Source organism: Pseudomonas sp. SJZ080 (assembly GCF_007828295.1).
Classification (GTDB): Bacteria; Pseudomonadota; Gammaproteobacteria; order Pseudomonadales; family Pseudomonadaceae; genus Aquipseudomonas; species Aquipseudomonas migulae_A.
Window position 1 is genome coordinate 196,177 of the sequence record NZ_VIUK01000005.1, and the last position, 25,904, is coordinate 222,080.

General features: G+C 59.4%; 22 protein-coding genes. 14 read left to right on the forward strand and 8 right to left on the reverse strand.

Going from position 1 to position 25,904, the window contains the following annotated elements:
• The first annotated feature begins 1 nt into the window (after position 1).
• The 3 genes from scpB (at position 2) to rluB (ending at position 2,675) form a co-directional block, all read left to right on the forward strand.
• On the forward strand, positions 2-976 hold the full coding sequence (scpB, locus tag FBY04_RS09830; protein WP_084320528.1) for an SMC-Scp complex subunit ScpB: 975 nt from the start codon (positions 2-4) through the stop codon (positions 974-976).
• A gap of 83 nt (positions 977-1,059) precedes the next feature.
• Positions 1,060-1,251 (forward strand): DUF1289 domain-containing protein, encoded by a 192-nt coding sequence (locus tag FBY04_RS09835; protein ID WP_145315105.1) that lies wholly within the window; start codon positions 1,060-1,062, stop codon positions 1,249-1,251.
• Between the two features lie 155 nt (positions 1,252-1,406).
• On the forward strand, positions 1,407-2,675 hold the full coding sequence (gene rluB / locus FBY04_RS09840; RefSeq protein WP_145315106.1) for a 23S rRNA pseudouridine(2605) synthase RluB: 1,269 nt from the start codon (positions 1,407-1,409) through the stop codon (positions 2,673-2,675).
• Positions 2,676-2,864: 189 nt separating this feature from the next.
• Here the strand turns inward: rluB and FBY04_RS09845 are convergent, their stop codons facing one another.
• Positions 2,865-3,830, reverse strand: coding sequence for a leucyl aminopeptidase (locus tag FBY04_RS09845; protein ID WP_145315107.1), 966 nt, complete (start codon positions 3,828-3,830; stop codon positions 2,865-2,867).
• Positions 3,831-3,899: 69 nt separating this feature from the next.
• A complete protein-coding gene (locus tag FBY04_RS32330; protein ID WP_017337145.1) occupies positions 3,900-4,037 on the reverse strand; it encodes a hypothetical protein in 138 nt (45 codons plus the stop codon).
• A gap of 896 nt (positions 4,038-4,933) precedes the next feature.
• Here FBY04_RS32330 and FBY04_RS09850 point away from each other — a divergent pair.
• Both FBY04_RS09850 and arfB read left to right on the forward strand, forming a co-directional pair.
• On the forward strand, positions 4,934-6,355 hold the full coding sequence (locus FBY04_RS09850) for an amino acid permease (protein ID WP_084320532.1): 1,422 nt from the start codon (positions 4,934-4,936) through the stop codon (positions 6,353-6,355).
• 239 nt (positions 6,356-6,594) lie between these two features.
• Positions 6,595-7,008, forward strand: a complete 414-nt coding sequence (arfB, locus tag FBY04_RS09855; protein ID WP_003222786.1) for an alternative ribosome rescue aminoacyl-tRNA hydrolase ArfB — start codon at positions 6,595-6,597, stop codon at positions 7,006-7,008.
• Here arfB and FBY04_RS09860 read toward each other — a convergent pair.
• From FBY04_RS09860 to phhA, 6 genes are all read right to left on the reverse strand, one after another.
• Positions 7,005-8,219, reverse strand: a complete 1,215-nt coding sequence (locus tag FBY04_RS09860; RefSeq protein ID WP_084320533.1) for an MFS transporter — start codon at positions 8,217-8,219, stop codon at positions 7,005-7,007. The two genes, arfB and FBY04_RS09860, sit on opposite strands and share 4 nt — an antisense overlap.
• 103 nt (positions 8,220-8,322) lie before the next feature.
• Entirely contained in the window at positions 8,323-8,505 is a 183-nt protein-coding gene (locus tag FBY04_RS09865) for a hypothetical protein (RefSeq protein ID WP_145315108.1), read from the reverse strand.
• Positions 8,506-8,582: 77 nt separating this feature from the next.
• Complete coding sequence (locus tag FBY04_RS32655; RefSeq protein ID WP_017337149.1) at positions 8,583-8,714, reverse strand: hypothetical protein; 132 nt, start codon at positions 8,712-8,714, stop codon at positions 8,583-8,585.
• Positions 8,715-8,908: 194 nt separating this feature from the next.
• Positions 8,909-10,102, reverse strand: coding sequence for an amino acid aminotransferase (locus FBY04_RS09870; RefSeq protein ID WP_084320535.1), 1,194 nt, complete (start codon positions 10,100-10,102; stop codon positions 8,909-8,911).
• Positions 10,102-10,458, reverse strand: a complete 357-nt coding sequence (locus tag FBY04_RS09875) for a 4a-hydroxytetrahydrobiopterin dehydratase (protein ID WP_084320536.1) — start codon at positions 10,456-10,458, stop codon at positions 10,102-10,104. Before FBY04_RS09875 ends, FBY04_RS09870 begins: the two co-directional genes overlap by 1 nt.
• A gap of 104 nt (positions 10,459-10,562) precedes the next feature.
• Entirely contained in the window at positions 10,563-11,348 is a 786-nt protein-coding gene (phhA, locus tag FBY04_RS09880; protein WP_145315109.1) for a phenylalanine 4-monooxygenase, read from the reverse strand.
• A gap of 383 nt (positions 11,349-11,731) precedes the next feature.
• Here phhA and FBY04_RS09890 point away from each other — a divergent pair, with 383 nt between their 5' ends.
• The 9 genes from FBY04_RS09890 (at position 11,732) to FBY04_RS09930 (ending at position 25,671) form a co-directional block, all read left to right on the forward strand.
• Positions 11,732-13,291, forward strand: a complete 1,560-nt coding sequence (locus FBY04_RS09890; RefSeq protein WP_084320612.1) for a sigma-54-dependent transcriptional regulator — start codon at positions 11,732-11,734, stop codon at positions 13,289-13,291.
• A 238-nt stretch (positions 13,292-13,529) separates the two neighbouring features.
• Positions 13,530-14,270, forward strand: a complete 741-nt coding sequence (locus FBY04_RS09895) for a flagellar basal body rod protein FlgF (protein WP_145315110.1) — start codon at positions 13,530-13,532, stop codon at positions 14,268-14,270.
• A gap of 45 nt (positions 14,271-14,315) precedes the next feature.
• Positions 14,316-15,101 carry a flagellar basal-body rod protein FlgG gene (gene flgG / locus FBY04_RS09900; protein ID WP_017337155.1) on the forward strand — a complete coding sequence of 262 codons (786 nt, stop codon included), beginning with the start codon at positions 14,316-14,318 and terminating at the stop codon, positions 15,099-15,101.
• Between the two features lie 52 nt (positions 15,102-15,153).
• Entirely contained in the window at positions 15,154-15,849 is a 696-nt protein-coding gene (gene flgH, locus FBY04_RS09905) for a flagellar basal body L-ring protein FlgH (RefSeq protein WP_084320539.1), read from the forward strand.
• A gap of 42 nt (positions 15,850-15,891) precedes the next feature.
• Entirely contained in the window at positions 15,892-16,965 is a 1,074-nt protein-coding gene (locus tag FBY04_RS09910) for a flagellar basal body P-ring protein FlgI (RefSeq protein WP_167362947.1), read from the forward strand.
• An 11-nt stretch (positions 16,966-16,976) separates the two neighbouring features.
• Positions 16,977-18,266, forward strand: coding sequence for a flagellar assembly peptidoglycan hydrolase FlgJ (flgJ, locus tag FBY04_RS09915; RefSeq protein WP_084320541.1), 1,290 nt, complete (start codon positions 16,977-16,979; stop codon positions 18,264-18,266).
• A gap of 23 nt (positions 18,267-18,289) precedes the next feature.
• Positions 18,290-20,356 carry a flagellar hook-associated protein FlgK gene (gene flgK / locus FBY04_RS09920; RefSeq protein ID WP_145315111.1) on the forward strand — a complete coding sequence of 689 codons (2,067 nt, stop codon included), beginning with the start codon at positions 18,290-18,292 and terminating at the stop codon, positions 20,354-20,356.
• Positions 20,357-20,369: 13 nt separating this feature from the next.
• Positions 20,370-21,968, forward strand: coding sequence for a flagellar hook-associated protein 3 (locus FBY04_RS09925; protein WP_145315112.1), 1,599 nt, complete (start codon positions 20,370-20,372; stop codon positions 21,966-21,968).
• 124 nt (positions 21,969-22,092) lie between these two features.
• Entirely contained in the window at positions 22,093-25,671 is a 3,579-nt protein-coding gene (locus FBY04_RS09930) for a glycosyltransferase (protein ID WP_145315113.1), read from the forward strand.
• Positions 25,672-25,904 lie beyond the last annotated feature (233 nt).

A 25,904-nucleotide genomic window follows, 5' to 3' on the forward strand; every position in this document is an offset into this window, starting at 1 on the left:
CATGAACCTGACTGAACCCCGCGAGCTGGCGCCACTGCTTGAAGCCTTTCTGTTGGCCTCGGGAAAACCGCAATCGCTTGAACGCCTGTTCGAACTCTTCGAAGAGGGCGAGCGCCCCGAGCCGCCAGTCTTCAAGAAAGCCCTGACGATTCTCGCCAAGTCCTGCGACGGTCGTGCCTTCGAGCTGAAGGAAGTCGCCTCTGGGTATCGCCTGCAGATCCGCGAAAAGTTCTCGCCGTGGGTAGGACGTTTGTGGGAAGAGCGCCCGCAGCGTTATTCCCGTGCCATGCTCGAAACCATGGCACTGATCGCCTATCGCCAGCCGATCACCCGGGGCGAGATCGAAGATGTGCGCGGCGTGGCGGTGAACAGTCACATCGTCAAGACACTGCTTGAGCGTGAGTGGATTCGCATCGTTGGTTACCGTGATGTGCCGGGTAAGCCGGCGATGTTTGCGACGACCAAGGCGTTTCTCGATCACTTCAACCTGAAAAACCTCGACGATTTGCCGCCGCTCGCCGAGCTGCGTGAGCTGGAGCCTGACCCGGTGCTCGACTTCGACGACGCGCCGGTGCCGGCCGGCTTGCAAGAACTGGCGGATGCCAGCGCCGAGCCGGAAGAGCCGAAGGAAGAAACCAGTTTCCATACGCTGTTGCTGGAACTGGACACGATGGAGGAGGGGCTGAAGACCGACTTCGATGACATTCTGCGCGATAGCGCGGTGACGGAGTCCGAAGAGGTGCTGGAGCTGCCGGAACCGGAAATCGAAGTTGAACCTCATGTCGAGCCAGAAGCCCCAGTCGAAGAAGAGCTTGAGGATGATGTGCTTGGCGTCGCCGAGGCGCGGGAGAAACTCCTGGCCGCTGTCGCCGCTCTGGAGCCACACAACCCCGAGCCTGAATTGACCGACGAAGAGGCCGAAGCCAAGGCACTTGCCGAAGCGATCGAGGCCGAACGCCGCGAATTCGAAGACTGACCGCACATTCTGTGGACACTGAGACCCCCTGTAGACGCCAGCAAGCCGGCTCCTACAGGGGGTTGTGTGGATTGGAGTATTTGATGAGCTCAACCCAAGACCCCTGCATCAGTGTCTGCAAATTCACCGATGACATCTGCCTTGGCTGCGGCCGCAGCAAGCGCGAGATCAAGTCCTGGAAGAGGCTCGACAAGGCCGACAAACGCACTGTCCTCGCTGAAGCTTCGCTGCGCCTGATCAAACTCGGTGCCACCGGTCGGCGGAAATCCCGGTAAATGGCCATTCATCAGCTAGTCTCTGATGCGCGAACGCTCCCATGAGCGTATGATTCGCGACCCTTCGGCGATCCCTTCGCCCGAGTACAAGCTTTCAACTCTTCAGGACCCTCACTTCAGAGCAGCCTGAACAGACCACACCGGGAGGTGCCCAGATGAGTATCAACGACCAGAAAGACGACCAGGAAATCGGCCCAGCAGGCGAAAAACTGCAGAAAGTCCTCGCCCGTATCGGCGTCGGTTCGCGCCGTGACGTAGAAGCCTGGATCAGCCACGGCCGCATCAAGGTCAACGGCAAAGACGCCACCCTTGGCCTGCGCGTCGACCTGCATGACGCCATCACCATCGATGGCAAGGTGATCAAGCGCGAAGAAGCCGCCGAGTCGGTACGCCGCGTGATCATGTACAACAAACCCGACGGTGAAATCTGCACCCGTGACGACCCTGAAGGCCGTCCGACCGTGTTCGACAAGATGCCGCGCCCGAAAGAAGGCCGCTGGATCAACATCGGTCGCCTGGACATCAACACCACCGGTTTGCTGATGTTCACCACCGACGGTGAGCTGGCCAACCGCCTGATGCACCCGTCCTACGAAATGGACCGTGAATACGCGGTACGTGTACGTGGTGAAGTCGATGACGAGATGATCGAGCGCTTGAAAGCAGGCGTCGTCCTCGAAGACGGCCCGGCGAGGTTCACCGATATCAAGCAGGCGCCAGGCGGCGAAGGTTTCAACCACTGGTACCACTGCGTGGTGATGGAAGGTCGTAACCGCGAAGTCCGTCGTCTGTGGGAATCCCAGGGCCTGGTGGTCAGTCGCCTGAAGCGCGTGCGTTTTGGTCCGGTGTTCCTCAACTCCGACCTGCCGATGGGCCGCTGGCGCGAAATGAGCCAGTACGAAGTCGACATTCTGAGTGCTGAAGTTGGCTTGACTCCGGTCGCCATGCCGCAGATGAACGCCAAGAGCAAAGACAAGCTCGAGCGTATGCAGCGCAAGTCGTCCCGTCCGGTCGGCAAGACCGAACGCGTGCGCACGCTGCGTCCAGCGACGGGTGCCCCGGCAGCCGGTCCGCGTCCCGCACGTGAGCCGCAGATCGAAGGTGAGCGTCCGTCGCGCAAGCCGGTTGCTCCGCGTGCCGATGGCGAGCGCGGTCCACGCACGCCGCGTCCGGCCAACGGTCGCACCGAGCGTGGCGAAGGTCGTGGTGCGCCAAGCGGCGGTCGTAGCGATCGCGGTGCTCCAGCAGGTCGCGGTACGCCAGTGGCGGATCGTCCGTCCGACACCAAGCGACCGGCCAAACCGGCGCCGAAGAAACGCCCGGGCATCGTCCTGGTCGACAAGGATGCACCATCGGGCAAGCGCCGCGGTGCACCAGCCGGTTCCGGCCAGCGTCCGGGCTTTGGTCGTCGCAAGCCTGAGTAATCGGTAAGCGCCACATAAAAACGCCATCCCTCGGGTTGGCGTTTTTTTTTGCGTTCGACTTGAGCTTTATAGGGTTTTCTAGCCAGTCATCGCGGGCAAGCCCGCTCCCACAGTGGATTGCATTCGTCTGGGGGAACTCGGTCACCTGTGGGAGCGGGCTTGCCCGCGATGACGTCAGTAGCAGTCAGGCTAGAACACGAACCGCCCATCAAACACCGGCTCATCATCCAGCGCCAACACGCCGCTGGAGAAAATCAGATCCAGATGATGGCTACCCTTTGCACCACCACCCAACCCCAGATGGAGCCCGCAATGGCGTTCCTCGAATCCCGCGTTGCGCGCATACAACGCCTTGACCCCTTCGTTGGTGCCAATTCCCAGTTCCTCGATCCGCCGATTCGACGGATTGGCGTCCAGGTACTTGTTGAAATCGTGTTCCAGCCCCGGCACTTCAGTGGCAATTCTGCTGATGGTCGAGTTCTCGATCCACAACTCCAGCGGTGATTCCAATACGCCGTACTTGCGCGCAAACGGAATAGTGCTGAGGAATGTTCCCATGAACTTCACCCGACCATTAATGGCTTCGCTGTGGGTGGCAATTTCACCGGGCGCCAGATCAAAGTTGCCGACACCATTGATGTCGGTCCACTTCTTGATACTGCTCAACGGTGTTTCAAACCAGGAGCCGTGATCATCCTTGAAACTTAATGTTGTTGCGTGGGACATGCGCTGGATCAAATGGCTGTTCAACCCGGCAATGCGTTGCGGGGTAACACTGAACGTGTCGTAGAAGTAATCGCCGTAATCCTTGAACAGCAGCGACTTCTTCCAGGTTTCGGCCATCACGCCTTGTAGGGCACGGACAAATTCCGGGCCGTCGGGGCGTGGATTCGGCAGGGTGGAAGAGTCGTAGAAGAAAATGTACAGATCACTGTTGGCTATGGCCTGGGCCAGACAATCCGTGGGTTCCAGGTCCAGTCGCATCGCGCTGAAATGGAATGGCTGGCTGTCGGATGCCTGTTCGGCAATGGCCCCGGTCAGTGCTGCGTAATCAGCGGTGTGGCCCAGCAAGACCTTCGCCGAATGGAGGCCGGCAAGGGCCGGGTGATGTTCGAGGTAGTAAAGGAAATGCGAAATGGCGCGTGGCTTATCCATGTAGTCCTCCCTGACAAACCGAGCAGATGTGGCAGGCACAACCGGCTGGACTGTGCCTGCCGGGATGACTTACAGAGGCCACATCGCCGTGCCGAACGGAACAACCGCGTCGGCTTGCATCATTTCAACGGCGGCTTCATGGGTCGGTGCTTCAAACCAATCGTCCAGTTGCAGTTCAGTTTCCAAGTCTTTTTCCATTGCTTGCATGGTGAATCTCCTAGATGACTTTTGAGTAAGAACAACTTGCCAGTCGATGCGGCTCGGCAAGTCGCTGAAAACCTAGTTCAGCGGTTTTTGAAACGCAAAAAAATAATTAAATAAGATTTAATTGAACTTCCGGCTCTGTTTTATAAATAGAGATTTATTAATAGAAAACAAAAAACTAAGTAGATCTTTTCCTTAGGAAGCTTCCTATCGTCAATTTGCAGTCGTCCTACAGTTCTTTCTGATTTGGCAAATTTTCGTTACGGAGTGTAAAGAAATGCTTACGAAATCGCGCGCTGAATCCCTTGGATTCGCGTCTGCAGGAGAGGTGTAAGGAAAACCTGCCGCCAGCCAGTCGATCGAGCCCGGCACAGAGGCTCTGGCGCGCTTGTTTCCGCGGCGCGGGAAGGGTGAGATGCGCCCCATGCCTGTCGTGCAGGTGCATAACAAGAAGGAGGCGCAATGTACGCCGTGACTTATCTCCATCTCTTCCCGTGGGACGGTTTTTCCAGCGTCCACGTCTATGACCCGCAAAGGTCTGACTCACGCTTTGCAGCCGCCCGGGACCCCCGAGGCGGACACAGGCAATCCCGGCAACCGACACGCTGATCCAGCGGGTCTGGCAGCAGGGGGTTAGCGGTGTACAATGCGCCGCGTTTTACCTGTGACCTCCTGCGCAGCTGCGCAAACCTCAAGGCTACCCGCCTTGTTCACTCCGTCGCGTCACGAGCGTGTCGGGTTCGATTTCGTCACAGATAAAAACAAACAGGTGACGCATGACCGTTGTAAATACGCTGAACTCCTGGTGCCTGCGCTGGGGTTTGATCGGCGCTGCTTAAAGTTGCAACCGAGCAGCAACGTCTACTGAACATCATCAAACCTTGCGTGAGACCCTTTTCATGAGTGGACAAACCTCGCATTCAGGCGAGCTGAAACGCGGCCTGAAGAATCGTCATATTCAACTGATCGCCCTCGGTGGCGCGATTGGTACCGGCCTTTTCCTCGGCTCGGCCGGTGTATTGAAATCCGCTGGCCCGTCGATGATCCTCGGCTACGCCATCTGCGGCTTCATTGCCTTCATGATCATGCGCCAGCTCGGCGAAATGATCGTCGAGGAGCCCGTCGCCGGTTCCTTCAGCCACTTTGCGCACAAATACTGGGGTGGTTTCGCCGGTTTCCTGTCGGGCTGGAACTGCTGGATTCTGTACATTCTAGTGGGCATGTCTGAGCTGACCGCGGTCGGCAAATACATCCATTACTGGGCGCCGGAGATCCCGACCTGGGTCTCGGCAGCCGGTTTCTTCGTGCTGATCAATCTGATCAACCTGGCCAACGTCAAAGTCTTCGGTGAGGCCGAGTTCTGGTTCGCGATCATCAAGGTCGTGGCGATCGTCGGCATGATTGCCCTGGGCAGCTACTTGCTGGTCAGTGGGCACGGCGGCCCGGAAGCGTCGGTCACCAACCTGTGGTCCCACGGCGGTTTCTTCCCGAATGGTGTCAGCGGTCTGGTGATGGCCATGGCGATCATCATGTTCAGTTTCGGTGGCCTGGAAATGCTCGGTTTCACCGCGGCTGAGGCGGACAAGCCGAAGACCGTGATCCCGAAAGCGATCAATCAGGTGATCTACCGGATCCTGATTTTCTACATCGGCGCGCTGGTCATTCTGCTGTCGCTGACGCCATGGGACAGCCTGCTGGCAACCCTGAACGCGTCCGGTGATTCCTACAGCGGCAGCCCGTTCGTGCAAGTGTTCTCGATGCTCGGGAGCAACACCGCGGCGCACATCCTCAACTTCGTGGTCCTGACCGCGGCGCTGTCGGTGTACAACAGCGGCACCTATTGCAACAGCCGCATGCTGCTGGGCATGGCCGAGCAGGGCGATGCGCCGAAAGCCCTGGCGAAGATCGACAAGCGCGGCGTGCCGGTGCGTTCGATCCTGGCGTCGGCTGCCGTGACGTTGATCGCCGTGCTGCTGAACTACCTGGTCCCGCAAAATGCGCTGGAACTGTTGATGTCGCTGGTGGTGGCTACCCTGGTGATCAACTGGGCGATGATCAGCTATTCGCACTTCAAGTTCCGCCAGCACATGAACAAGACCAGCCAGACGCCGCTGTTCAAAGCCCTGTGGTACCCGTACGGGAACTACATCTGCCTGGCGTTCGTGGTGTTCATCCTCGGCGTGATGCTGTTGATCCCGGGCATTCAGGTTTCGGTGTACGCGATTCCGGTGTGGGTTGCGTTCATGTGGGTTTGCTACGGCATCAAGAACAAGCGCAGTGCGCAGCACGGCTTGCAGGCTGCAAGTTCTGCCGTGAAATAACGCAGAACGCAGAAACAACAAACCCGGCCATATGCCGGGTTTTTTGTGAGCGTTTAAAAGATTTTGGACTTGCACTGACCCCTGTGGGAGCGGGCTGGCTCGCGATAGCGGTCTGTCAGGCGATGTTGATGTTGCTGATCCACCGCTTTCGCGAGCCAGCCCGCTCCCACAGTTGATCTTAGGCGTGCCGGGAATCTCATTCGCGGTATCCTGACCACCCTGAACCCGGACGTTTTTCCATGCTGGTGATTTCCAACAACGTGCATCTGCCAGATGCCGAGATCGAGTTGACGGCCATTCGCGCCCAGGGCGCCGGTGGGCAGAACGTCAACAAGGTCTCCAGCGCCGTGCACCTGCGCTTCGACATTCCGGCCTCGTCCTTGCCCGAGTTCTACAAGGAGCGGCTGCTGGCGCTGCGCGACAGTCGCATCACCAGCGACGGCGTGTTGATCATCAAGGCCCAGCAATACCGCACGCAGGAAGCCAATCGTGCCGATGCGCTCGAGCGGTTGACCGAGTTGATCCTCAGCGCCACCAAGGTCGAAAAGAAACGTCGCCCGACCAAACCGACCCTCGGCTCGAAAAAGCGTCGGCTCGAATCCAAGACCAAGCGTGGCAGCATCAAGGCCGGACGCGGCAAAGTGGATTTCTAGCGAGCGTTTCGTTCTTCACGATACTTTTCATTGAGGTGCTTGGGCGCCTGTCGGTACAAGTAAACACTCAATGCCAAACCGCTCAGAGCGGCGAGGGCGGCAAACAGGAAGATCGAAGCAAAACCAAAGCCCGCCGCAATCGCACCGGCCAGTGGTCCGGTAATCCCCAGCGACAAATCGATGAACAGCGAATAAGCGCCGACCGCCGCACCACGGCTGGAGGCGGGCACCAGGTTGACCGCTTCCACGCCCAACGCCGGGAACACCAGCGAAAATCCAAAGCCACTCAGTGCCGCACCCGCCAGTGCCCAATGGGCATCGGGCGCCAGCCACAACAGCAACAGCCCCAGGGTTTCCACCGACAGGCAGGCAATCGCCACGCGGAAACCGCCGAGACGGTTGATCAGGTTGCCGAACAGCAGTCGCGCACCGATGAAGCTGGCGCCGAACAGGCTCAGACACAGCACGGCGTTGTCCCAGTGTTGCGTGGCGTAATACAGCGTGATGAAGGTCGCGATGGTGCCGAAACCGATGGAGCCCAACGCCAGACCGCAACCATGCGGCAGTACCCGGCCGAGCACATGCATGAACGGCAAACGTTCACCGACCACAATAGGCGCAGCGGTCTTCGGCCAGGCCAGCGCCAGGCCCAGCACGGCCAGCAACACGATGCTGACGCCCATGCTCCACAAACCTAACTGGCTCACCAAAAACACACCCAGCGGTGCGCCGACGGCCAGGGCGCCATAGCTGGCGATGCCGTTCCAGGAGATCACTTTCGCCGTGTTCGCCGCACCGACCCGGCCGATGCCCCAGCCAATCGAACCGGAACCCACCAGGCTTTCCGCGCTGCCAAGCACCAGACGACCGATCAGCAGGCTGATCAGACTCAACATCGGCAGGCTCTGGGTCCAGGCTGAAACCAGCATGAACACACCGCTCAAACCGCACCCGGCAAGGCCATACATCACCGCCAGTTTGCTGCCCTTGTTATCGATGATTTTCCCGGCGTATGGACGGCTGAGCAGAGTGGCCAGGTATTGCACGCTGATCACCAGCCCCGCGATCACCGCGCCGAAGCCGAGTTCGCTGTGGACGTAGCCCGGCAACACGGCCAGGGGAATGCCGATATTGAGGTAGCCGATAAAGGTAAAGAGGACGATGGAAACGACTTGCAGCGTGACCGCCAGGGGGCGCTGGTTTTCAGACATGGGTAAAGGTCCACGGGAAAGCAGGATAGATAGGCTGCTTATGATAGCGGCGCGAGAGGCCGCGGGCGTGGAAAAGTAAAACTATTTGCCGGATGGGGGGGGGTCAGGGCTTGGTGGGAGCGACCAGTTGCGTGGTGACCAGGGCGGCCAACGCATTTTCTTCGCTGCCGAATCGGGCAAGCAGCACGGCTTGTTTCTCGGGGGACAGGCGATTCCAGATATCGATCATTTTCTCGGCGGTGCCGATCAGAACGCTGGCCTGGGTCTCACTGAAGTCATCGGTCATAGTGTGCAACTCAAGGGTTCAGGCGGTGTGGAAAGCGCATGTTAGCGCTTTCCACACGGTCTGGCATTGCAGGTGTTTCAGTCTTCGCTGTCGGCCTGGCGGCGTTCAGTGGCTTCTTTCGGCTCGGGCTGTTGGGCACCGGCTTGCTGCGGGGTTGTCTGCTCAGTTTCGTGCAGGCTTGGGAAGGGGAGATTAGGGATCTCGTGCATGTTTCGCGCTCCTCGCAAAGTCTGTTGATAGATCTGGTAGATCCGCGCTTTTAAAAAGCCTGGGCAGGATACAGCAGCAGAAATGACAAATAGACTTTTATATCCATTTGTTGCGACGGATGGGATTGTCTAGACAGGTCTGGAAGAGGGGGGACCGCTAAACAAATGTGGGAGCGGTCTTGCAGCGCTTTGGGTTATTTGCAGACTTCAGCGATTGCATTGGCCAGCAGATCCAGACGCGTCGCATCAATCCCCGCCACGTTCGCCCGACCGGTGCCGACCATGTAGACGCTGTGATGATCACGCAGCTGTTTAACCTGATCCGGCGTCAGGCCGGTGTAGGAAAACATCCCGCGTTGCACACCAATATGCGCAAAACGCTCACGCAAGCCATGCGGTTCCAGCGCTTCAACCAGACCGCTGCGCAGTTGCGCGATACGCAAGCGCATGGCCTCCACTTCGTCGGCCCAGAGGCTTTTCAGTTCCGGATCGCCGAGAATCGTCGCTACCACGGCCGCGCCATGATCCGGCGGCGTCGACCACAGGTTGCGGGCGATGTTGGCCAGTTGACTGCGAACATCCACCAGCTTCTCAGCCGTCTTCGCACAGACAATCAGCGCCCCCGTGCGGTCCCGGTACAGACCGAAGTTCTTCGAGCAGGAACTGGTGATCAGCATTTCCGGCAACGCATCAGCGAACAATCGGGTCGACCACGCATCCTGTTCCAGTCCATCGCCGAAGCCTTGATAGGCGAAGTCGATCAGTGGCACCAGATCACGATCACGCACTACGTCCAGCACGCGACGCCAGTCGTCATGGGACAGGTCGAACCCGGTCGGGTTGTGGCAGCAGGCGTGCAACAAAACCACATCGCCCTTTGGCGCCTCATTGAGCACCGCCAGCATCGCTTCAACATCGAGGCGGTTATCGCTGCCGACATAAGGGTAATGATTAACCTTGACCCCGGCCGTGGCGAAAATGGTTTCGTGAATCGGCCAGGTCGGGTTGCTCAGCCACACGCCGCGCCCCGGCAGGCACTGGGCGATGAAGTCCGCGCTCAAGCGCAACGCACCGGTACCGCCCGGCGTCTGGGTGACGCCGGCCCGTTGTTCGGCGATCAGCGCAGAATCGGCGCCGAGCACCAATTCATTGATGACTTTGCCGAACGCCGGTTCGCCGTGACCGCCGATGTAGGTCTTGGTGTTCTGGCGATCCACCAGGCGCTGCTCGGCGAGCTTCACGGCCTGGGGAATCGGCGTCAGGCCGAAGGCATCCTTGTAGACGCCCACGCCAAGGTCGAATTTGCGCGGGTTCGGGTCCTGCGCATAAGCCTCCATCAGGCCGAGAATCGGGTCGCCGGGTACTCGACCTATGGCGTCGAAATGCATTATTTGCGGCCCTCGGCGTCCTTGGCCACTTCGTCAGTGCGTGCGGCCATGATGAAATCGTTGCGGTGCAGGCCCTTGATGGAGTGGCTCCACCAGGTCACGGTGACTTTGCCCCATTCGGTCAGCAGGCCCGGGTGGTGACCTTCGGCCTCGGAGATTTCCCCGACCGCGTTGGTGAACGCCAGCGCGTGCTTGAAGTTCTTGAACAGGAAAACCTTTTCCAGCTGCATGATGCCGTCGCGAACTTCGATGTTCCAGTCAGGGATCTGCTTGATCAGGATCGGCAGTTCTTCGTCGCTGACCTGAGGGGCGTCGGCGCGGCAGGCTTCGCAATGGGCTTGGTTCAATGTGGACATGATGTGTTCCTGAAATCGAATTATTGGAAATCGGCCGTCAGTGTCACCACGCTAAACCAAAGCGTCGGTTCCTGACAGGCTCACTTGATTCTAAAAGCTGCGGATCACGCAGCTTTCGGCGGAAACTTCGGTGCGTGCAAGCCCAACTGCATGCCTTGCTTGACCATGCCCATGATGTCTTCATGGGCCAGGTCGAACAGGCGCTTGAGGTTCGGCAGGACAAAGTACAGCGGTTGCAGAATGTCGATGCGATACGGCGTACGCATGCATTCCAGCGGATCGAACGTTTGATGTTCAGGTTCGTCCGACAGGCAGTAAACGGTTTCTTTCGGCGAGGAGAGAATGCCGCCGCCGTAAATGCGCTGGCCTTCGGGTGTATCCACCAGGCCGAACTCGATGGTCATCCAGTACAGACGCGCCAGGTACACGCGTTCTTCCTTGGAAGCCTGTAGGCCAAGTTTGCCGTAGGTGTGGGTGAATTCAGCGAACCAGGGGTTGGTCAGCAGCGGGCAGTGGCCAAAGATCTCATGGAAAATGTCCGGCTCTTGCAGGTAATCCAGCTCTTCGCGGGTACGAATAAACGTCGCCACCGGGAACTGCTTGTTCGCCAGCAATTCGAAAAAGGTCTGGAAGGGAATCAGTGCGGGAACCCGGGCAACTTGCCAGCCGGTGGTTTCACCGAGGACTTTGTTGATTTCACCGAGTTGAGGAATGCGGTCGTGGGGCAGACCGAGTTTTTCGATACCGTCCAGGTATTCCTGGCACGCACGCCCTTCGATCACTTTCAGTTGGCGTGTGATCAGCGTGTTCCACACCGCGTGTTCTTCGGCGGGGTAGTCGATAAAACCTTGCGCATCGGGCTCGCGAGCCACGTATTGCGTCTGCTTCATGCTGCTCTCCTGCTAGGGGATTTCGTTCTTGTTATGTCCTGCTATGGACTCAGAAATACCTCAGGAATTGCGATGTTGCAGCACGTGAAAGCCGTGGTGCGTAGGAAAATTCGTTGGTTTTCGTAAAGTTTTCGTTACGCAAAGGCTGCTGTGGCGCTGCGCTTGAGATTTCCGGGTTTGAAAAGGCTCACAGGTGTCACATAATCTTGACGACTATCTGAGCGCACCAACAGAAAAATACCCTGTGGGAGCGGGCTTGCTCGCGAAAGCGGTGGGTCAGTCACCATCAATATTGCCTGACTCACCGCTTTCGCGAGCAAGCCCGCTCCCACAGGTTGATGCCGGGCATAAACCTCATTCACCGCTTTTTTTCGGGCCTTTTTATGCGTATCAAAGTCCACTGCCAGAACCGCATCGGCATCCTGCGTGACATTCTCAACTTGCTGGTCGAGTACGGGATCAACGTCGCCCGTGGTGAAGTGGGTGGGGAGCATGGCAACGCGATCTACCTGCATTGCCCGAATCTGATCAATATTCAGTTCCAGGCACTGCGTCCTAAATTCGAGTCGATTGCCGGTGTCTTTGGCGTCAAGCGGGTAGGGCTGATGCCCAGCGAGCGTCGGCACATGGAACTCAATGCCTTGCTCGGCGCCCTGGAGTTTCCGGTGTTGTCGATCGACATGGGCGGTTCGATCGTCGCAGCCAACCGTGCGGCGGCGCAGTTGCTCGGGGTGCGAGTCGATGAGGTGCCGGGGATTCCGTTGTCGCGTTACGCCGAGGACTTCGATTTACCGGAGTTGGTGCGTGCCAACAAGTCGCGGATCAACGGGCTGCGGGTCAAGGTCAAGGGCGACGTGTTTCTGGCCGACATCGCGCCGCTGCAATCGGAGCATGACGACAGTGAGGCCATGGCCGGCGCGGTGTTGACGCTGCACCGTGCCGATCGGGTTGGGGAGCGCATCTATAACGTGCGCAAACAGGAACTGCGCGGGTTCGACAGCATCTTCCAGAGTTCGAAAGTGATGGCTGCCGTGGTGCGTGAAGCCCGGCGCATGGCGCCGCTGGATGCGCCGCTATTGATAGAAGGTGAAACCGGCACCGGTAAAGAGTTGTTGGCGCGAGCCTGTCACCTGGCCAGTCCGCGCGGACAATCGCCGTTGATGGCGCTCAACTGCGCCGGTCTGCCGGAGTCGATGGCCGAGACCGAATTGTTCGGCTACGGCCCCGGCGCATTCGAGGGGGCACGGGCCGAGGGCAAGCTCGGGCTGCTGGAGCTGACGGCGGGGGGGACGCTGTTCCTAGATGGCGTCGGGGAAATGAGCCCGCGCTTGCAGGTGAAATTGCTGCGCTTCCTGCAGGACGGTTGCTTCCGTCGAGTCGGCAGTGATGAAGAGGTTTATCTGGATGTGCGAGTGATCTGCGCAACGCAGGTTGATCTGTCGGAACTGTGCGCCCGGGGTGAGTTCCGCCAGGATTTGTATCACCGCTTGAACGTGCTTTCGCTGCATATCCCGCCGCTGCGTGAATGCCTGGATGGTTTGACGCCACTGGTGGAGCACTTCCTCGATCAGGCCAGCCGACAGATTGGTTGCCCGCTGCCGAAACTGGCGCCGGCGGCCATGGAGCGGCTCAGTCATTATCATTGGCCGGGCAATGTCAGGCAGCTGGAAAACGTGCTGTTCCAAGCGGTTTCGTTGTGCGAGGGCGGGACGGTCAAGGCTGAGCATATTCGCCTGCCAGACTACGGCGTGCGTCAGCCGCTTGGCGATTTCTCCCTCGAAGGCGGGCTGGATGCGATAGTCGGGCGCTTTGAAAAAGCGGTGCTGGAGCGTTTGTATTCGGAGCATCCGAGCAGTCGGCAACTGGGCAAGCGGTTGGGGGTTTCGCATACCACCATTGCCAACAAGTTGCGTGAGTATGAGGTGGGGAAAGACAACACCTGACCCTGTGGCGAGCGGGCTTTTGTGGCGAGGGGTTGACCTCCAGGGCTGGCTGTTGCCGCGAAGCGGCATAACACCGCCGGTTTTTCGTCTTTCGACACAATCCCCCCAATCCCCTCTGACCCCTCAAGTCCTTTGTTTGCCGGGCCCCGCGCCGCCAGAAAAAAGTTGGTCTGCAAATTGCTTATGGCTCAGCAGTACAGCGGTGGGCGGCAAACGTCCGGCATGCAGAGGAAAGAGTGTGGACAAGTACCTTTATGTGGCAATGACCGGCGCCAGCCAGAATGCACTGGCGCAGAAGGCTCATGCGAACAACCTGGCGAACATCTCCACCAACGGTTTCCAGAAAGACCTGGAGCAGGCGCGTTCGATGCCGGTGTTCGGTGACAGCTTTCCGGCGCGTGCTTTTGCCATGTCCGAACGTCCGGCCACCGACTTCTCTTCGGGCGCTCTGGTGGAAACCGGTCGCGACCTCGACGTCGCGGTGCAGGGCAATGGCTGGATCGCCGTGCAGAACCCGGATGGTGGCGAAAGCTACGTGCGCACCGGCAGCCTGAACATTGACGCGCTTGGCGTATTGCGCGCCGGCAACGGTATGCCGGTGTTGGGCAATGGCGGGCCGATCTCCGTGCCACCCGAGCAGCAGATCGAAGTCGGCGAAGACGGCACCGTCAGCATCCGTGCGATGGGCGAAGGTCCCCGCGTGATGGCGGAAGTCGACCGCATCAAGTTGGTCAATCCGGATTTCAAGAACATGACCAAAGGCCTGGACGGTTCGATCCACACCAAGGACGGCAAGCCGGCGCAAGCCGATGCCAACGTCAAACTGGTGTCCGGGTTCCTTGAGTCGAGCAACGTCAATGCCGTGGAAGAGATGACTTCTGTACTGGCCCTGGCCAAGCAGTTCGAATTGCACATCAAGATGATGAGCACCGCCAAAGACGACGACCAGGCCATGGCTCGGGTCTTGCAGATCAGCTAATTATCAGAACGTCGCGCCGTAAAACAGGCGCACGAGGAGAATCGAATGCTTCCGGCTCTATGGGTTGCCAAAACAGGTCTGTCCGCCCAGGACACCAACCTGACCACCATTTCCAACAACCTGGCCAACGTGTCGACCACGGGCTTCAAACGTGATCGTGCCGAGTTCCAGGACTTGCTGTACCAGATCAAACGCCAGCCAGGCGCCCAGTCGACCCAGGACAGCGAACTGCCGTCGGGCCTGCAACTGGGTACCGGTGTGCGCATCGTCGGCACCCAGAAAAACTTCAACGCCGGCAGCCTGCAAACCACCGAGCAGCCGTTGGACATGGCCATCGACGGTCGCGGTTTCTTCCAGATCCTGCAACCGGACGGCACCACGTCCTACACCCGTGACGGCACCTTCCACCTCGATTCCAACGGCCAGATCGTGAACGCCAGCGGTTTCGCCCTGGAGCCAGCCATTGTCATCCCGAACGATGCGCAGACCTTCACGGTCGGTCGCGACGGCACCGTGTCCATCACCATTGCCGGTAACCCGGCGTCCCAGGTGATCGGCAACCTGCAAACCGCCGACTTCATCAACCCGGCCGGCCTGCAAGCGGTAGGTAACAACCTGTTCCTGGAAACCGCTGCCAGCGGTGCGCCGCAAGTCGGTACGCCAGGCCTGGCCGGTTTCGGCACCACGCTGCAGAACACCCTGGAAACCTCCAACGTCAGCACCGTTGAAGAGATGGTCAACATGATCACCACTCAGCGCGCCTACGAGATGAACTCCAAGGTGATCTCCACCGCCGACCAGATGCTCTCGTTCGTAACGCAGAATCTGTAATCAAGTCTATGAGGCGACCCTGAGGTCGCCTGCAACACCGTGAGGTAGGGTCATGAATCGCTTTGTATCTGTTCTGGCACTGAGTGCGGTCGCCGCGCTGGCGGGGTGCGTCGGCCCGACGCCCAAGCCCAATGATCCTTACTACGCCCCGGTGTTGCCGCGTACGCCGTTGCCGGCTGCCGCGAATAACGGCTCGATCTACCAAGCCGGTTTTGAACAGAACCTGTACAGCGACCGCAAGGCGTTCCGGGTCGGTGACATCATCACCATCACCCTGAACGAGAAGACCCAGGCCAGCAAGAACGCCAACTCGCAAATAGGCAAGAACAGCAAGGCAAGCATCGGTCTGTCCTCGCTGTTCGGCACAGTGCCCAACACGAATAACCCGCTCAGCGACGGTGATCTGACGCTGGATGCCGGCTACAGCGGCGACCGCGCCACCAAGGGCGACAGCAAGGCCGGGCAGGGCAACAGCCTGACCGGTTCGATCACCGTGACCGTCGCCGACGTGTTGCCCAACGGCATCATCGCCGTGCGCGGCGAGAAGTGGATGACCCTCAATACCGGTGATGAACTGGTACGGATTGCCGGCCTGGTCCGGGCCGACGACATCGCCACCGACAACACGGTTTCGTCGACCCGCATTGCCGATGCACGCATTACCTACTCGGGCACCGGTTCGTTTGCCGATGCGAGTCAGCCAGGCTGGTTCGACCGTTTCTTCCTCAGCCCGCTGTTCCCTTTCTAGGTGGCTACGTTGAATTTCAGAAGTCTCATCGTTGCGGCCTTGATGTTGTCGGCAGCCTTCAACGCTCAAGCCGAGCGGCTGAAGGACATCGCCAGTATTTCCGGCGTGCGTTCCAACCAATTGATCGGCTACGGCCTGGTGGTCGGGCTTAACGGCACCGGTGACCAGACGACGCAAACTCCGTTCACCCTGCAGACCTTCAACAACATGCTCTCGCAGTTCGGCATCAAGGTGCCGGCCGGTTCGGGCAACGTGCAGTTGAAGAACGTCGCGGCGGTATCGATCAGTGCCGACTTGCCGGCTTTCGCCAAACCCGGTCAGCAAGTGGACATCACCGTTTCTTCCATCGGTAACTCCAAGAGCCTGCGAGGCGGCACCCTGCTGCTGACGCCGCTCAAGGGTATCGATGGCAACGTGTACGCGGTCGCCCAGGGTAACCTGGTGGTCGGCGGTTTCGATGCTGAAGGTCGCGACGGGTCGAAGATCACCGTCAACGTTCCATCGGCCGGTCGCATCCCCGGTGGTGCATCGGTGGAGCGTTCGGTGCCGAGCGGTTTCAACCAGGGCAACAGCCTGACCCTGAACCTCAACCGTTCCGACTTCACCACCGCCAAGCGCATCGTCGACAAGATCAACGACATGCTCGGCCCTGGCGTCGCACAGGCCATCGACGGTGGTTCGATTCGCGTCACGGCGCCGCTGGACCCAAGCCAGCGGGTCGACTACCTGTCGATCCTCGAAAACCTCGAAGTCGATCCAGGCCAGGCGGTGGCGAAAGTCATCATCAATTCGCGTACCGGCACCATCGTCATCGGCCAGAACGTCAAGGTTTCGCCAGCCGCCGTGACTCACGGCAGCCTGACCGTGACCATCACCGAAGACCCGATCGTCAGCCAGCCCGGCCCTCTGTCCAATGGTCAGACAGCGGTCGTGCCGCGCTCGCGGGTCAATGCACAACAGGAAGCCAAACCGATGTTCAAGTTCGGTCCGGGCACCACGCTCGACGAGATCGTGCGTGCGGTGAACCAGGTCGGCGCGGCACCGGGTGACTTGATGGCCATCCTCGAAGCACTGAAGCAGGCCGGCGCATTGCAAGCCGATCTGATCGTGATCTGAGGACGGCGAACATGGATATGCGCAAGGGCGGTCTGGGTGTCAGCAGCAACGATTCGGGTTCCTATTCGGACCTGAACCGGCTGAACCAGCTCAAGGTAGGTGACAAGAACAGTGACGGGAACATGCGCAAAGTGGCGCAGGAGTTCGAGTCGCTGTTCCTCGGTGAAATGCTCAAGTCCATGCGCAAGGCTACCGACACCCTGGGTGAGGACAATCCGCTCAACACCCCGGCGGCCAAGCAGTACCAGGAAATGTACGACCAGCAACTGGCCGTTTCCATGTCCCGCCAAGGTGGTGGTATTGGTCTGGCGGACGTGCTGATGCGTCAGATGTCGAAGAACAAACCGATGGCGCCGGGCGAAGCAGCTGCCGCATCGGCGGCCAAGCAGGCGGCCGCGAAAGCCGCCGTGGAAACGCCGATAGCCGCCGGGACGGTTGCCGTCAACGGGCCGTTGTCCCGCCTCAATGGCGAGCGTCCGTTGTGGGCGTCGCGCTCGCTCCGTACACCGCCGGCAACAGGCGACGGCACGCATCGCAATGACATGGAATTGATCAATCAGCGGCGTCTGGCATTGCCGCCGAAACTGGCTGACCGCTTGCTGGCAGGCCTGGTGCCTTCGGCGACGACTGCGGCCGCGACGGTCAACAAGACGCCATTGCCGGAGCGCACCACGCTTACCGGTTCAGGCCCGTTGTACAACGGTGATTGGCTGGCGAATGCGCAGGCAGCATCGAACGGCGGGTTGCAGATTCATGGTCGTGCCATGGCTCAGATCCCCCTGGCGCCCGCGAAGAAAGCCTTCAGTTCCGCCGATGAATTCGTCAACACCATGCTGCCGATGGCCAAGGAAGCCGCCGAGCGCATCGGGGTCGATCCGCGTTACCTCGTGGCCCAGGCGGCGCTGGAAACCGGTTGGGGCAAATCGGTCATGCGGGCACAGGATGGCAGCAGCAGCCACAACCTGTTCGGCATCAAGGCCAGCAGCAACTGGCAGGGCAATTCGGCGCGCGCGATCACCAGCGAATTCAGGAATGGCGCGATGGTCAAGGAGACGGCCGAGTTCCGTTCCTACGACTCCTACAAGGACAGCTTTCATGACCTTGTGACTTTGCTGCAGACCAACAATCGCTATCAAGATGTCGTGAAGTCGGCCGATAACCCAGAACAGTTTGTACGCGAGTTGCAAAAGGCCGGTTACGCAACCGACCCGGACTACGCAAGCAAGATTTCGCAGATAGCCAAGCAGATGACGAGTTACCAGAACTACGCTGCGGCGGGCGTTTCCACCACGCCTTTATAGGCACAAGGATTAAGGTCTGAACCATGAGTTTGCTCAATATCGGGATGTCGGGTCTGGCCGCTGGCCAATCCTCGTTGATGACCACCGGCAACAACATTGCCAACGTCGACACCGCCGGGTACTCACGCCAGCAAACAGTGCAGGGCACCAAGGCCTCGCAGCATTTCGGCAACGTGTACATCGGCACCGGCACGACGCTGGCCGATGTGCGTCGCGTGTACAACAGCTACCTCGATGCGCAGTTGCAGACCACCACTTCGCTCAACAGCGATTCGGCCGCCTACCTGAATCAGGTCACGCCGCTGGACAAATTACTCTCCGACACCAGCACCGGCCTGAACGGCGCACTGACCAAGTTTTTTGCCTCGGTGCAGAACGTCAACGCCAAGCCGGGTGACGATGCGTCCCGCCAGTTGCTGCTCAGCGATGCCCAGGCCTTGAGCAACCGTTTCAACTCGGTCTCCACACAGCTGAACCAGCAGAATGCCAACATCAACGGCAACCTGACGAACATGGCAGATCAGGTTAACAAGCTGGCCGCTACCGTGGCGCAGTTGAACCAGAAGATCTCCGAGGTTTCCAGCTCCGGCGGCATGCCGAACGACCTGCTCGACGCGCGTAACGAAACCGTGCGCCAACTGTCGACCTTCACCGGTGCGCAAGTGGTGGAGCGTGAAGGCAGCCTCGACATTTACCTGGGCAGCGGCCAGCCGCTGGTCATCGGCAACACGACCAGCAAACTCGAGACGGTACCAAGCAAGGAAGATCCGGGCCGTCTGGCGCTGCAACTCAATCGCGGCTCGAGCACCATCGACATCACGTCGATCATGACCGGCGGTGAAATCGGCGGTCTGCTGCGTTATCGCAGCACCGTGCTGGACCCGGCCATGAACGAACTGGGGCGTGTGGCGCTGGTTGTCGCCGATCAGATGAACAGCCTTCAGGCCCAGGGCATCGACAAGAACGGTGCCTTCGGTTCGAACCTGTTCACCAACATCAATTCGGCCAAGCTGGTCTCTGAACGCAGTGTCGCCGCCACCAGCAACGTGGGCGCTGGCAACTTTGATGTGAGCATCAAGGACTCTGGCAAGCTGACCATCAACGATTACAAGGTCACGTTCACCACGGCCACCGACTACACCGTTCAGCGCCTGCCGGACAACACGCCGATGGGCAGCTTCAGCACCGCACCGCCGGCAACGGCACCGGTCTTCGACGGCATCGAGCTGAAATTCAACGCGGCTTCCGCCTCGGCGGGCGACACCTTCAAGATCACCCCTACCCGCGATGCGGCGGCAAACATCAAGACCGAGATGACCGACTCCAAGCGTCTGGCCATCGCGGCACCCCTGGGCGCGGCTATTGCAGCGAGCGGCAGTGGTAGTGGCACCCTGACGATTCCGGCCAGCGGTCAACCGACCCTGACCACCAAGTTCGATATCTACGACGCGGCGACCACCACCGCGATGCAGAACGGCCTGAAAAACTCCACGCCGACCAAGGTAGTGTTTGGTGCTGTGTCTGCCGACGGCACCAGCCAGACCTACCAGTTTCTGGATGCCAAGGGTGGGGTGATCAGCGCTGGCACCATCAAGCCAGGTGAGACCAACACCCTGAACCTGAGCATTCCGCTCACGGATGCCACGGGTACGCCGATCCCGCCTGCGCCTGCCACTCAGTACACCGCGAGCTTCAACATGACCTTCGCCGGTGCCCCGAGCAGCGGCGCGGCAATCAACGTCTCGCTCACCCAGCCGGGCAGCCTGGACAACCGTAACGGCACCGCACTGGCCGGCTTGCAGACCGCGCAGACCGTGGACACCGGCTCGGCCAGCAAAGGTATTTCCCTGAACGACGCTTACGGCAAACTGGTCGAAGGCGTTGGCTCCAAGGCCGCACAGGGCAAGCTCGACAGCGCGGCGACCGACGCCATCCTGGCGAATGCCAAGGGTGCGCGCGACTCGCTCTCGGGTGTCGACCTCGATGAGGAAACCGGCAACCTGGTCAAGTATCAGCAGTACTACACCGCGTCTTCGCAGATCATCAAGGCTGCGCAGGAAATCTTCAGCACACTGATCAACAGTCTTTAAGGAGTCGTAGCCCATGCGCATTTCTACCGCCCAGTTTTACGAGTCCTCGGCTGCGAACTACCAGAAGAACTTCGCCAACGTGGTCAAGAGCAGCGAAGAGGCGAGCAGCCCGGTTCGCGTCAACACGGCCGCCGATGATCCGGTCGGCGCTTCGCGTCTGCTGCAATTGGGTCAGCAGGCTTCGATGCTCGATCAGTTCTCGAACAACATGACGACGATCAAGGCCACGCTTGGCCAGACTGAAGCGGTGATGACCAGCATCGGCAACGTGCTGCAACGCGCCAAGGAACTGGCCCTGGGTGCCGGTAACGCCGGCTATACCGATGCCGACCGCCAGGCCAACGCTTCGGAGCTCAGCCAGATCGAAGAGCAGCTGTTGAGCCTGATGAACACCAAGGACGAAAACGGCAAGTACATTTTCTCCGGCTCCAAGGGCGACACCGTTCCGTTCACGCGCAACACCGACGGTACCTACAGCTATAACGGTGATCAGGTCACGCTGGACCTGCCGATTGGCGATACCCAGTCGATGGCCACCAACAGCACCGGTTGGGCCGTGTTCCAGCAGGCGATCAATACCAGTCGCACGCAGACCACCATGAGCTCGCCTCCGCCGGCCGTCGATGGCGGTCGTGTGTCGCTTTCCAATGGTCAGGTGAATTCGGACGTGACCTACAACGCCAAATTCCGTGGTGGCGAGCCCTACACCGTGAATATCCTCAGCCCGACGCAACTGGAAATCCGCGATTCGCTGGGTAACGACGTCACGTCCGAGGCTACTGGCAATGGTGTGTTCAGTTCCAGCAGTGGTGCAGCCACACAGACGATCAATTTCCGTGGCGTTGATCTGAAGTTGAACATCAACATGAAATCAGGTGATGTTCCGGCGACCGTGTTTCCGGCGCCCCCGTCCCCCAATGCCTACAGCTTCACCCTGGCGGCCAAGCCGGACAGCTTCAATGCGTCTCGCGCGCCAGGCAACGTGTCGACGGATGTGGTCACCAACACGTCAATCACCAACAGCGCCGCCTACCATGCCAGCTTTCCGGAAGGCGGGGCGATTCTCAAGTTCACCAGTCCTACCGCTTTCGAGTTGTATGCCGCGCCTCTGACGGCGAACAGCAAGCCGGTTTCCAATGGCGTTCTGGCGGGCAACGTCGCCACCGCATCGGGTGTCGCCTTTACGCTCAGCGGGACGCCGACGATGACTGCCGGTGACCAGTTCTCTGTCGTGGTCAACACGCACCAGACGCAAAACATTCTGGACACCGTCAGTCAGTTGAAAACCGCGTTGTCGACGCCGACCAACAACGATCCGCTGGCCATTCAAAAGCTGAATGAGGCCATTGGTTCGGGTGTTGGTAACCTGGCCAGCGGCATGGACCAGTTGACCTCCGGGATCAGTTCCGTGGGTGGTCGCGGTGCATCGTTGGCGACCCAGACCGAAATCAACCAGAGCCTGGTGCTGGCCAACACTCAGACCCAGGGGTCGATCCGTGATTCGGACCCGGCTACGGTGATGACCCGCCTGACCTTGCAGCAAACCATGCTGCAGGCCTCGCAATTGGCGTTCAGCAAAATCGCTCAGTTGGGGCTGTTCAACAAAGTCTGAGTCGAGGCCTTCGCGCTATTGGCGCGAGGGTTGAGGCACCGAGTGCAAACCGTCTTTTTTCAGCGGTTCAGGGCTGCTCCACTCGTTCCAGAGTGAGCGCCCGCCGCTCGAGAGTTACCCCGCCGTGAATCCAGCTCCTCTTGTCAGCATCGCCATTCCCGCCTACAACGCGCTGTACTTTCAGGCCGCGCTGCAAAGTGCTCTGAATCAGACTTATGCGCCGCTTGAAGTGATTGTCTGTGACGACAGCAACAGCGATGAAATCCATGACCTGGTCCAGGCCTGCACGGTGCCGCAAGGCTTGACGCTGCGCTATGTGCGCAATGATCGCCACTTGGGGTTCAAGGGTAACCTGATCGCCTGCGCCGAGCAGGCAGCTGGGGAGTACCTCAAGTTTCTCTGTGATGACGATCAATTGCTGCCTGAGTGTATTGCCCGTCAAGTGCAGGGTTTCATCGATCATGACGATGTCAACCTGGTGATTGCCCAGCGTCAGTATTGCGACGGCGATTACCTGTTGCTTCCCGAGCGTCTGGAGAACACCAGCTTTGCCTCGGGGGATACGCTGTTCAAGGGCGAAGACTTGCTGGATGTGCTGGAAGGCACGGCTGTCAACTTTCTCAGCAATCTGAGTGGCGCCCTGATGCGCACCCATCAGGTGCTGGAGTATTTGCCAGCCTTGACCCAAATCGGTGAAGGGTTTGTCGCCCGACTCGATTTCGCCTTGTTTGTGTGTCTGTTGCGTCGCGGCAATCTGGCGGTAATCGGGCAGGTGCTCAGCTTCGAGCGCTTGCACACGGCGCGCATGAGCAATCAACGGGAGGTTCAGCAGGCCATAGCGGTCGAGCTTGGCTGGCTGACCCAAATGCTTGCGTTGCGCAGCGGCGAGCCGGCACCTGCGCCGGGGCATGTTCGCTACATCGATCTGGCCAGCGCCGCCCTCGGTGAGCCATATGCCTGGGAGGAAATGCCCCTGAGCCGTTCATTGGGCTTTTCCGCGACCTTGATACGTTCGCGGGTAGGTGAAAACTGTGACAGCTTCGCTGATGTGTACCAGCAATGGCTGGCGTGTCGCACCCTGAACCCTGCCCAGCAGCGCCTGTTGCCCGCGCGCCTTGCTTCGTGGCCATCGCGCCCGCGCATTGTGCCGGTGGTGATTGATGTTGATGCCGACGATGCAGCGCTGGGCGTCACGCTGGAGAGCATCGATCGGCAGGTTTATGCCGCCGAAACGGTGCTGGTGCTTAGCGGTGATAGTCGTGCCAGTGCCCTTGCCGGTAACGTGATTCGTGTGACCCTGCAAGACGACGGGTTTGAGCAGCTCAATGTCCTTCTGATGCAAATGGACGGTGCGGACTGGTTCTATCTCTTGCGGGCGGGTGATCGCCTGAATGAACTGGCTTTGCTGCTTTTGGCCGAGCGCATGGTCGAGAGTGCTGGCGCGCTGTGCATTTACAGCGATGAAGGTGGTCTGCGCAACGAGTTGTCGGTGGAGCCGATCTTCAAATCCGATTTCAACCTTGACCTGTTGCGCAGTTATCCCTACATCGGGCGGACATTGGCGATTCAGCGTCAGTGCTTTATGGATGTCGGTGGATTCAACCCGGATTTCACCGAACTCAGTCCTCATGATCTGGTTTGGCGGCTCGTTGAAAGCCATGGAGCGCATGTCGTGGAGCATGTCGCCCAAGTGCTGGTCGAGTCCTCGTTCGGCCTGTCGCAATGGCTCGCATTGCCGCAAGTGATCGAGCAAAACCCCCGTGTACTGACCGCGCACCTTGATCGTATCGGTGCGGCACACGGAGTCCGGCAGGGTAATGTGCCACTGATCAATCGAATTGATTACCACCATGGCATTCAGCCGCTGGTGTCGATTGTTGTGGTGATGCGGGATCGGCTCGGTCCGCTTCAGCGTTGCATCGAAAGTGTACTGGAGCACACAGCCTATGCTCACTACGAATTGTTGATCATCGACAATGCCAGCACCTCGATCGAGGCGCGGGACTGGCTGGCCGCGATGTCGCAAATGGGCGGCGAAAAACTGCGCGTGCTTCACTGCGATTCTCCCGATAACCCGGCGGCGGCGCAGAATTTCGCGGCGGCTCAGGCCCGCGGCGAATATGTGCTGTTGCTCAACCCGGATTGTGTAATCGTCAATCGCGACTGGCTTGGCGAACTGCTGAATCATGGATTGCGTCCGGAAGTGGGTGTTGTCGGCGGCCGAATGGTCAGCCCTCAGGGACGTATCGAAGGTTCGGCGCTGGTACTGGGGATGCGCGGCCCTGTCGGCGTGCCTTGGCGCGGGGAGGCGGTGACCACCCCGGGTTACATGCAGCGCCAGCAGGCGGTGCAGAACCTGAGCGCGGTGAGCACCGAATGCCTGCTGATCCGCAAGCAGGTTTTCGATGATCTTCAGGGCTTTGACGAGCAGGCCTTTTCCCACATGCTCAACGGCCCGGATTTCTGTCTGCGTGTCAGGCAGAAGGGGTATCTGGTGGTCTGGACGCCGTATGCCGAATCGGTACGCGTGGCTGCCGAGACGGAGAATGGGCCGGTAGCGTCAACGCTGGTGGCTGAGCACAAGTGTTTTTATCAGCGCTGGCTGTCGATCATTGCCAGAGATCCGGCGTACAACGTCAATCTGAGCCTCAATACCAACAATTTCAGTCTTGAGCCGGGTTTCAAGAACGATTGGAATCCTTTCGCCCGGCACATGCTGCCGCGGGTTCTGGCGATACCGATCAACGAGACCGCCGTAGGCCATTACCGCGTCACCCAGCCGTTTCTGGAGCTGGAAGCCGCGGGTCAAGTGCTCGGTAACCTTTCTTTCCATACACCCTCGGACATTGAGCTGGAGCGCCAGTCGCCCGACGTCATCATCCTGCAGGGGCGCTACAGTGAGAGCGCGGTGAATGAAGTGGAGCGGGTCAGGAACAGCTCCAAGGCTTTCCGGATCTTCGAGCTCGATGACTATGTCATCGATGTGCCCAAGAAAAATGCTCATGTGCGCAAGACCATCGTTGGTGTCGAACAAATCGTGCGGCGTGCGATCGGGTTGTGTGATCGAGTGGTGGTGTCTACCCAACCGCTGGCTGATGCACTCATAGGCATGCATGACGATATTCGCGTGGTGCCGAACATGCTCGCTCCGCATCTGTGGACCGGTCTGAGCAGCCTGCGACGTACGTCCCGCAAGCCAAGGGTCGGTTGGGGGGGAGGGACCAGTCATGATGGGGATCTGGCGATCATTGCCGATGTCGTTCGCCTGCTGGCGGATGAAGTTGAATGGGTATTTTTCGGCATGTGCCCGCCAGCACTCAAGCCTTACGTACATGAATTCCATCCGGCTGTCGGCCTGCAGGCTTACCCCGCCAAACTGGCCAGCCTGAACCTCGATCTGGCATTGGCGCCGTTGGAGTTTCATATCTTCAACGACTGCAAGAGCAACTTGCGTCTGCTGGAGTACGGTGCCTGCGGTTATCCGGTGATTTGCACGGACACCGAGGCCTATCGCGGTTATCTGCCGTGTACCAAGGTGGTGAGCAACAGCACCGAGGAATGGCTTGAGGCGATCCGTATGCACCTGGCCGATCCGGACGCGAGTTATCGCATGGGTGATGCGCTGCGCGAGGAAGTGTTGCGTGATTACATGTTGCGAGGTAACAACCTGAATTACTGGGCTGAGGCTTGGTTGCCGAACTGATCCAAGGGTTCTATTGCGATCGCGGCGGGCGTGGTTTTTGATGGTGTACATATCCGTTACCGCAGAAACGGATATGTACTTAACCCCAACCCCCGCCAATAAACAAATCAGGCCTCCAACGCCCGACGTTTCCCATCTCAGCACCTGCCCACCACGTTGAAAGAGCTGGCGCGTTTCCTGCAAGCCCCCCCGATATCGCCATAAAACGAGCACTTCCGGTGAATCCAGAAGCG

Excerpts from the sequence above, each read along its gene's own strand:
- scpB (WP_084320528.1), top strand. The coding sequence starts at position 2 with ATGAACCTGACTGAACCCCGCGAGCTGGCGCCACTGCTTGAAGCCTTT.
- FBY04_RS09835 (WP_145315105.1), top strand. The coding sequence starts at position 1,060 with ATGAGCTCAACCCAAGACCCCTGCATCAGTGTCTGCAAATTCACCGAT.
- rluB (WP_145315106.1), top strand. The coding sequence starts at position 1,407 with ATGAGTATCAACGACCAGAAAGACGACCAGGAAATCGGCCCAGCAGGC.
- FBY04_RS09845 (WP_145315107.1), bottom strand. The coding sequence starts at position 3,830 with ATGGATAAGCCACGCGCCATTTCGCATTTCCTTTACTACCTCGAACAT.
- FBY04_RS32330 (WP_017337145.1), bottom strand. The coding sequence starts at position 4,037 with ATGCAAGCAATGGAAAAAGACTTGGAAACTGAACTGCAACTGGACGAT.
- FBY04_RS09850 (WP_084320532.1), top strand. The coding sequence starts at position 4,934 with ATGAGTGGACAAACCTCGCATTCAGGCGAGCTGAAACGCGGCCTGAAG.
- arfB (WP_003222786.1), top strand. The coding sequence starts at position 6,595 with ATGCTGGTGATTTCCAACAACGTGCATCTGCCAGATGCCGAGATCGAG.
- FBY04_RS09860 (WP_084320533.1), bottom strand. The coding sequence starts at position 8,219 with ATGTCTGAAAACCAGCGCCCCCTGGCGGTCACGCTGCAAGTCGTTTCC.
- FBY04_RS09865 (WP_145315108.1), bottom strand. The coding sequence starts at position 8,505 with ATGACCGATGACTTCAGTGAGACCCAGGCCAGCGTTCTGATCGGCACC.
- FBY04_RS32655 (WP_017337149.1), bottom strand. The coding sequence starts at position 8,714 with ATGCACGAGATCCCTAATCTCCCCTTCCCAAGCCTGCACGAAACTGAG.
- FBY04_RS09870 (WP_084320535.1), bottom strand. The coding sequence starts at position 10,102 with ATGCATTTCGACGCCATAGGTCGAGTACCCGGCGACCCGATTCTCGGC.
- FBY04_RS09875 (WP_084320536.1), bottom strand. The coding sequence starts at position 10,458 with ATGTCCACATTGAACCAAGCCCATTGCGAAGCCTGCCGCGCCGACGCC.
- phhA (WP_145315109.1), bottom strand. The coding sequence starts at position 11,348 with ATGAAGCAGACGCAATACGTGGCTCGCGAGCCCGATGCGCAAGGTTTT.
- FBY04_RS09890 (WP_084320612.1), top strand. The coding sequence starts at position 11,732 with ATGCGTATCAAAGTCCACTGCCAGAACCGCATCGGCATCCTGCGTGAC.
- flgG (WP_017337155.1), top strand. The coding sequence starts at position 14,316 with ATGCTTCCGGCTCTATGGGTTGCCAAAACAGGTCTGTCCGCCCAGGAC.
- flgH (WP_084320539.1), top strand. The coding sequence starts at position 15,154 with ATGAATCGCTTTGTATCTGTTCTGGCACTGAGTGCGGTCGCCGCGCTG.
- FBY04_RS09910 (WP_167362947.1), top strand. The coding sequence starts at position 15,892 with ATGTTGTCGGCAGCCTTCAACGCTCAAGCCGAGCGGCTGAAGGACATC.
- flgJ (WP_084320541.1), top strand. The coding sequence starts at position 16,977 with ATGGATATGCGCAAGGGCGGTCTGGGTGTCAGCAGCAACGATTCGGGT.
- flgK (WP_145315111.1), top strand. The coding sequence starts at position 18,290 with ATGAGTTTGCTCAATATCGGGATGTCGGGTCTGGCCGCTGGCCAATCC.
- FBY04_RS09925 (WP_145315112.1), top strand. The coding sequence starts at position 20,370 with ATGCGCATTTCTACCGCCCAGTTTTACGAGTCCTCGGCTGCGAACTAC.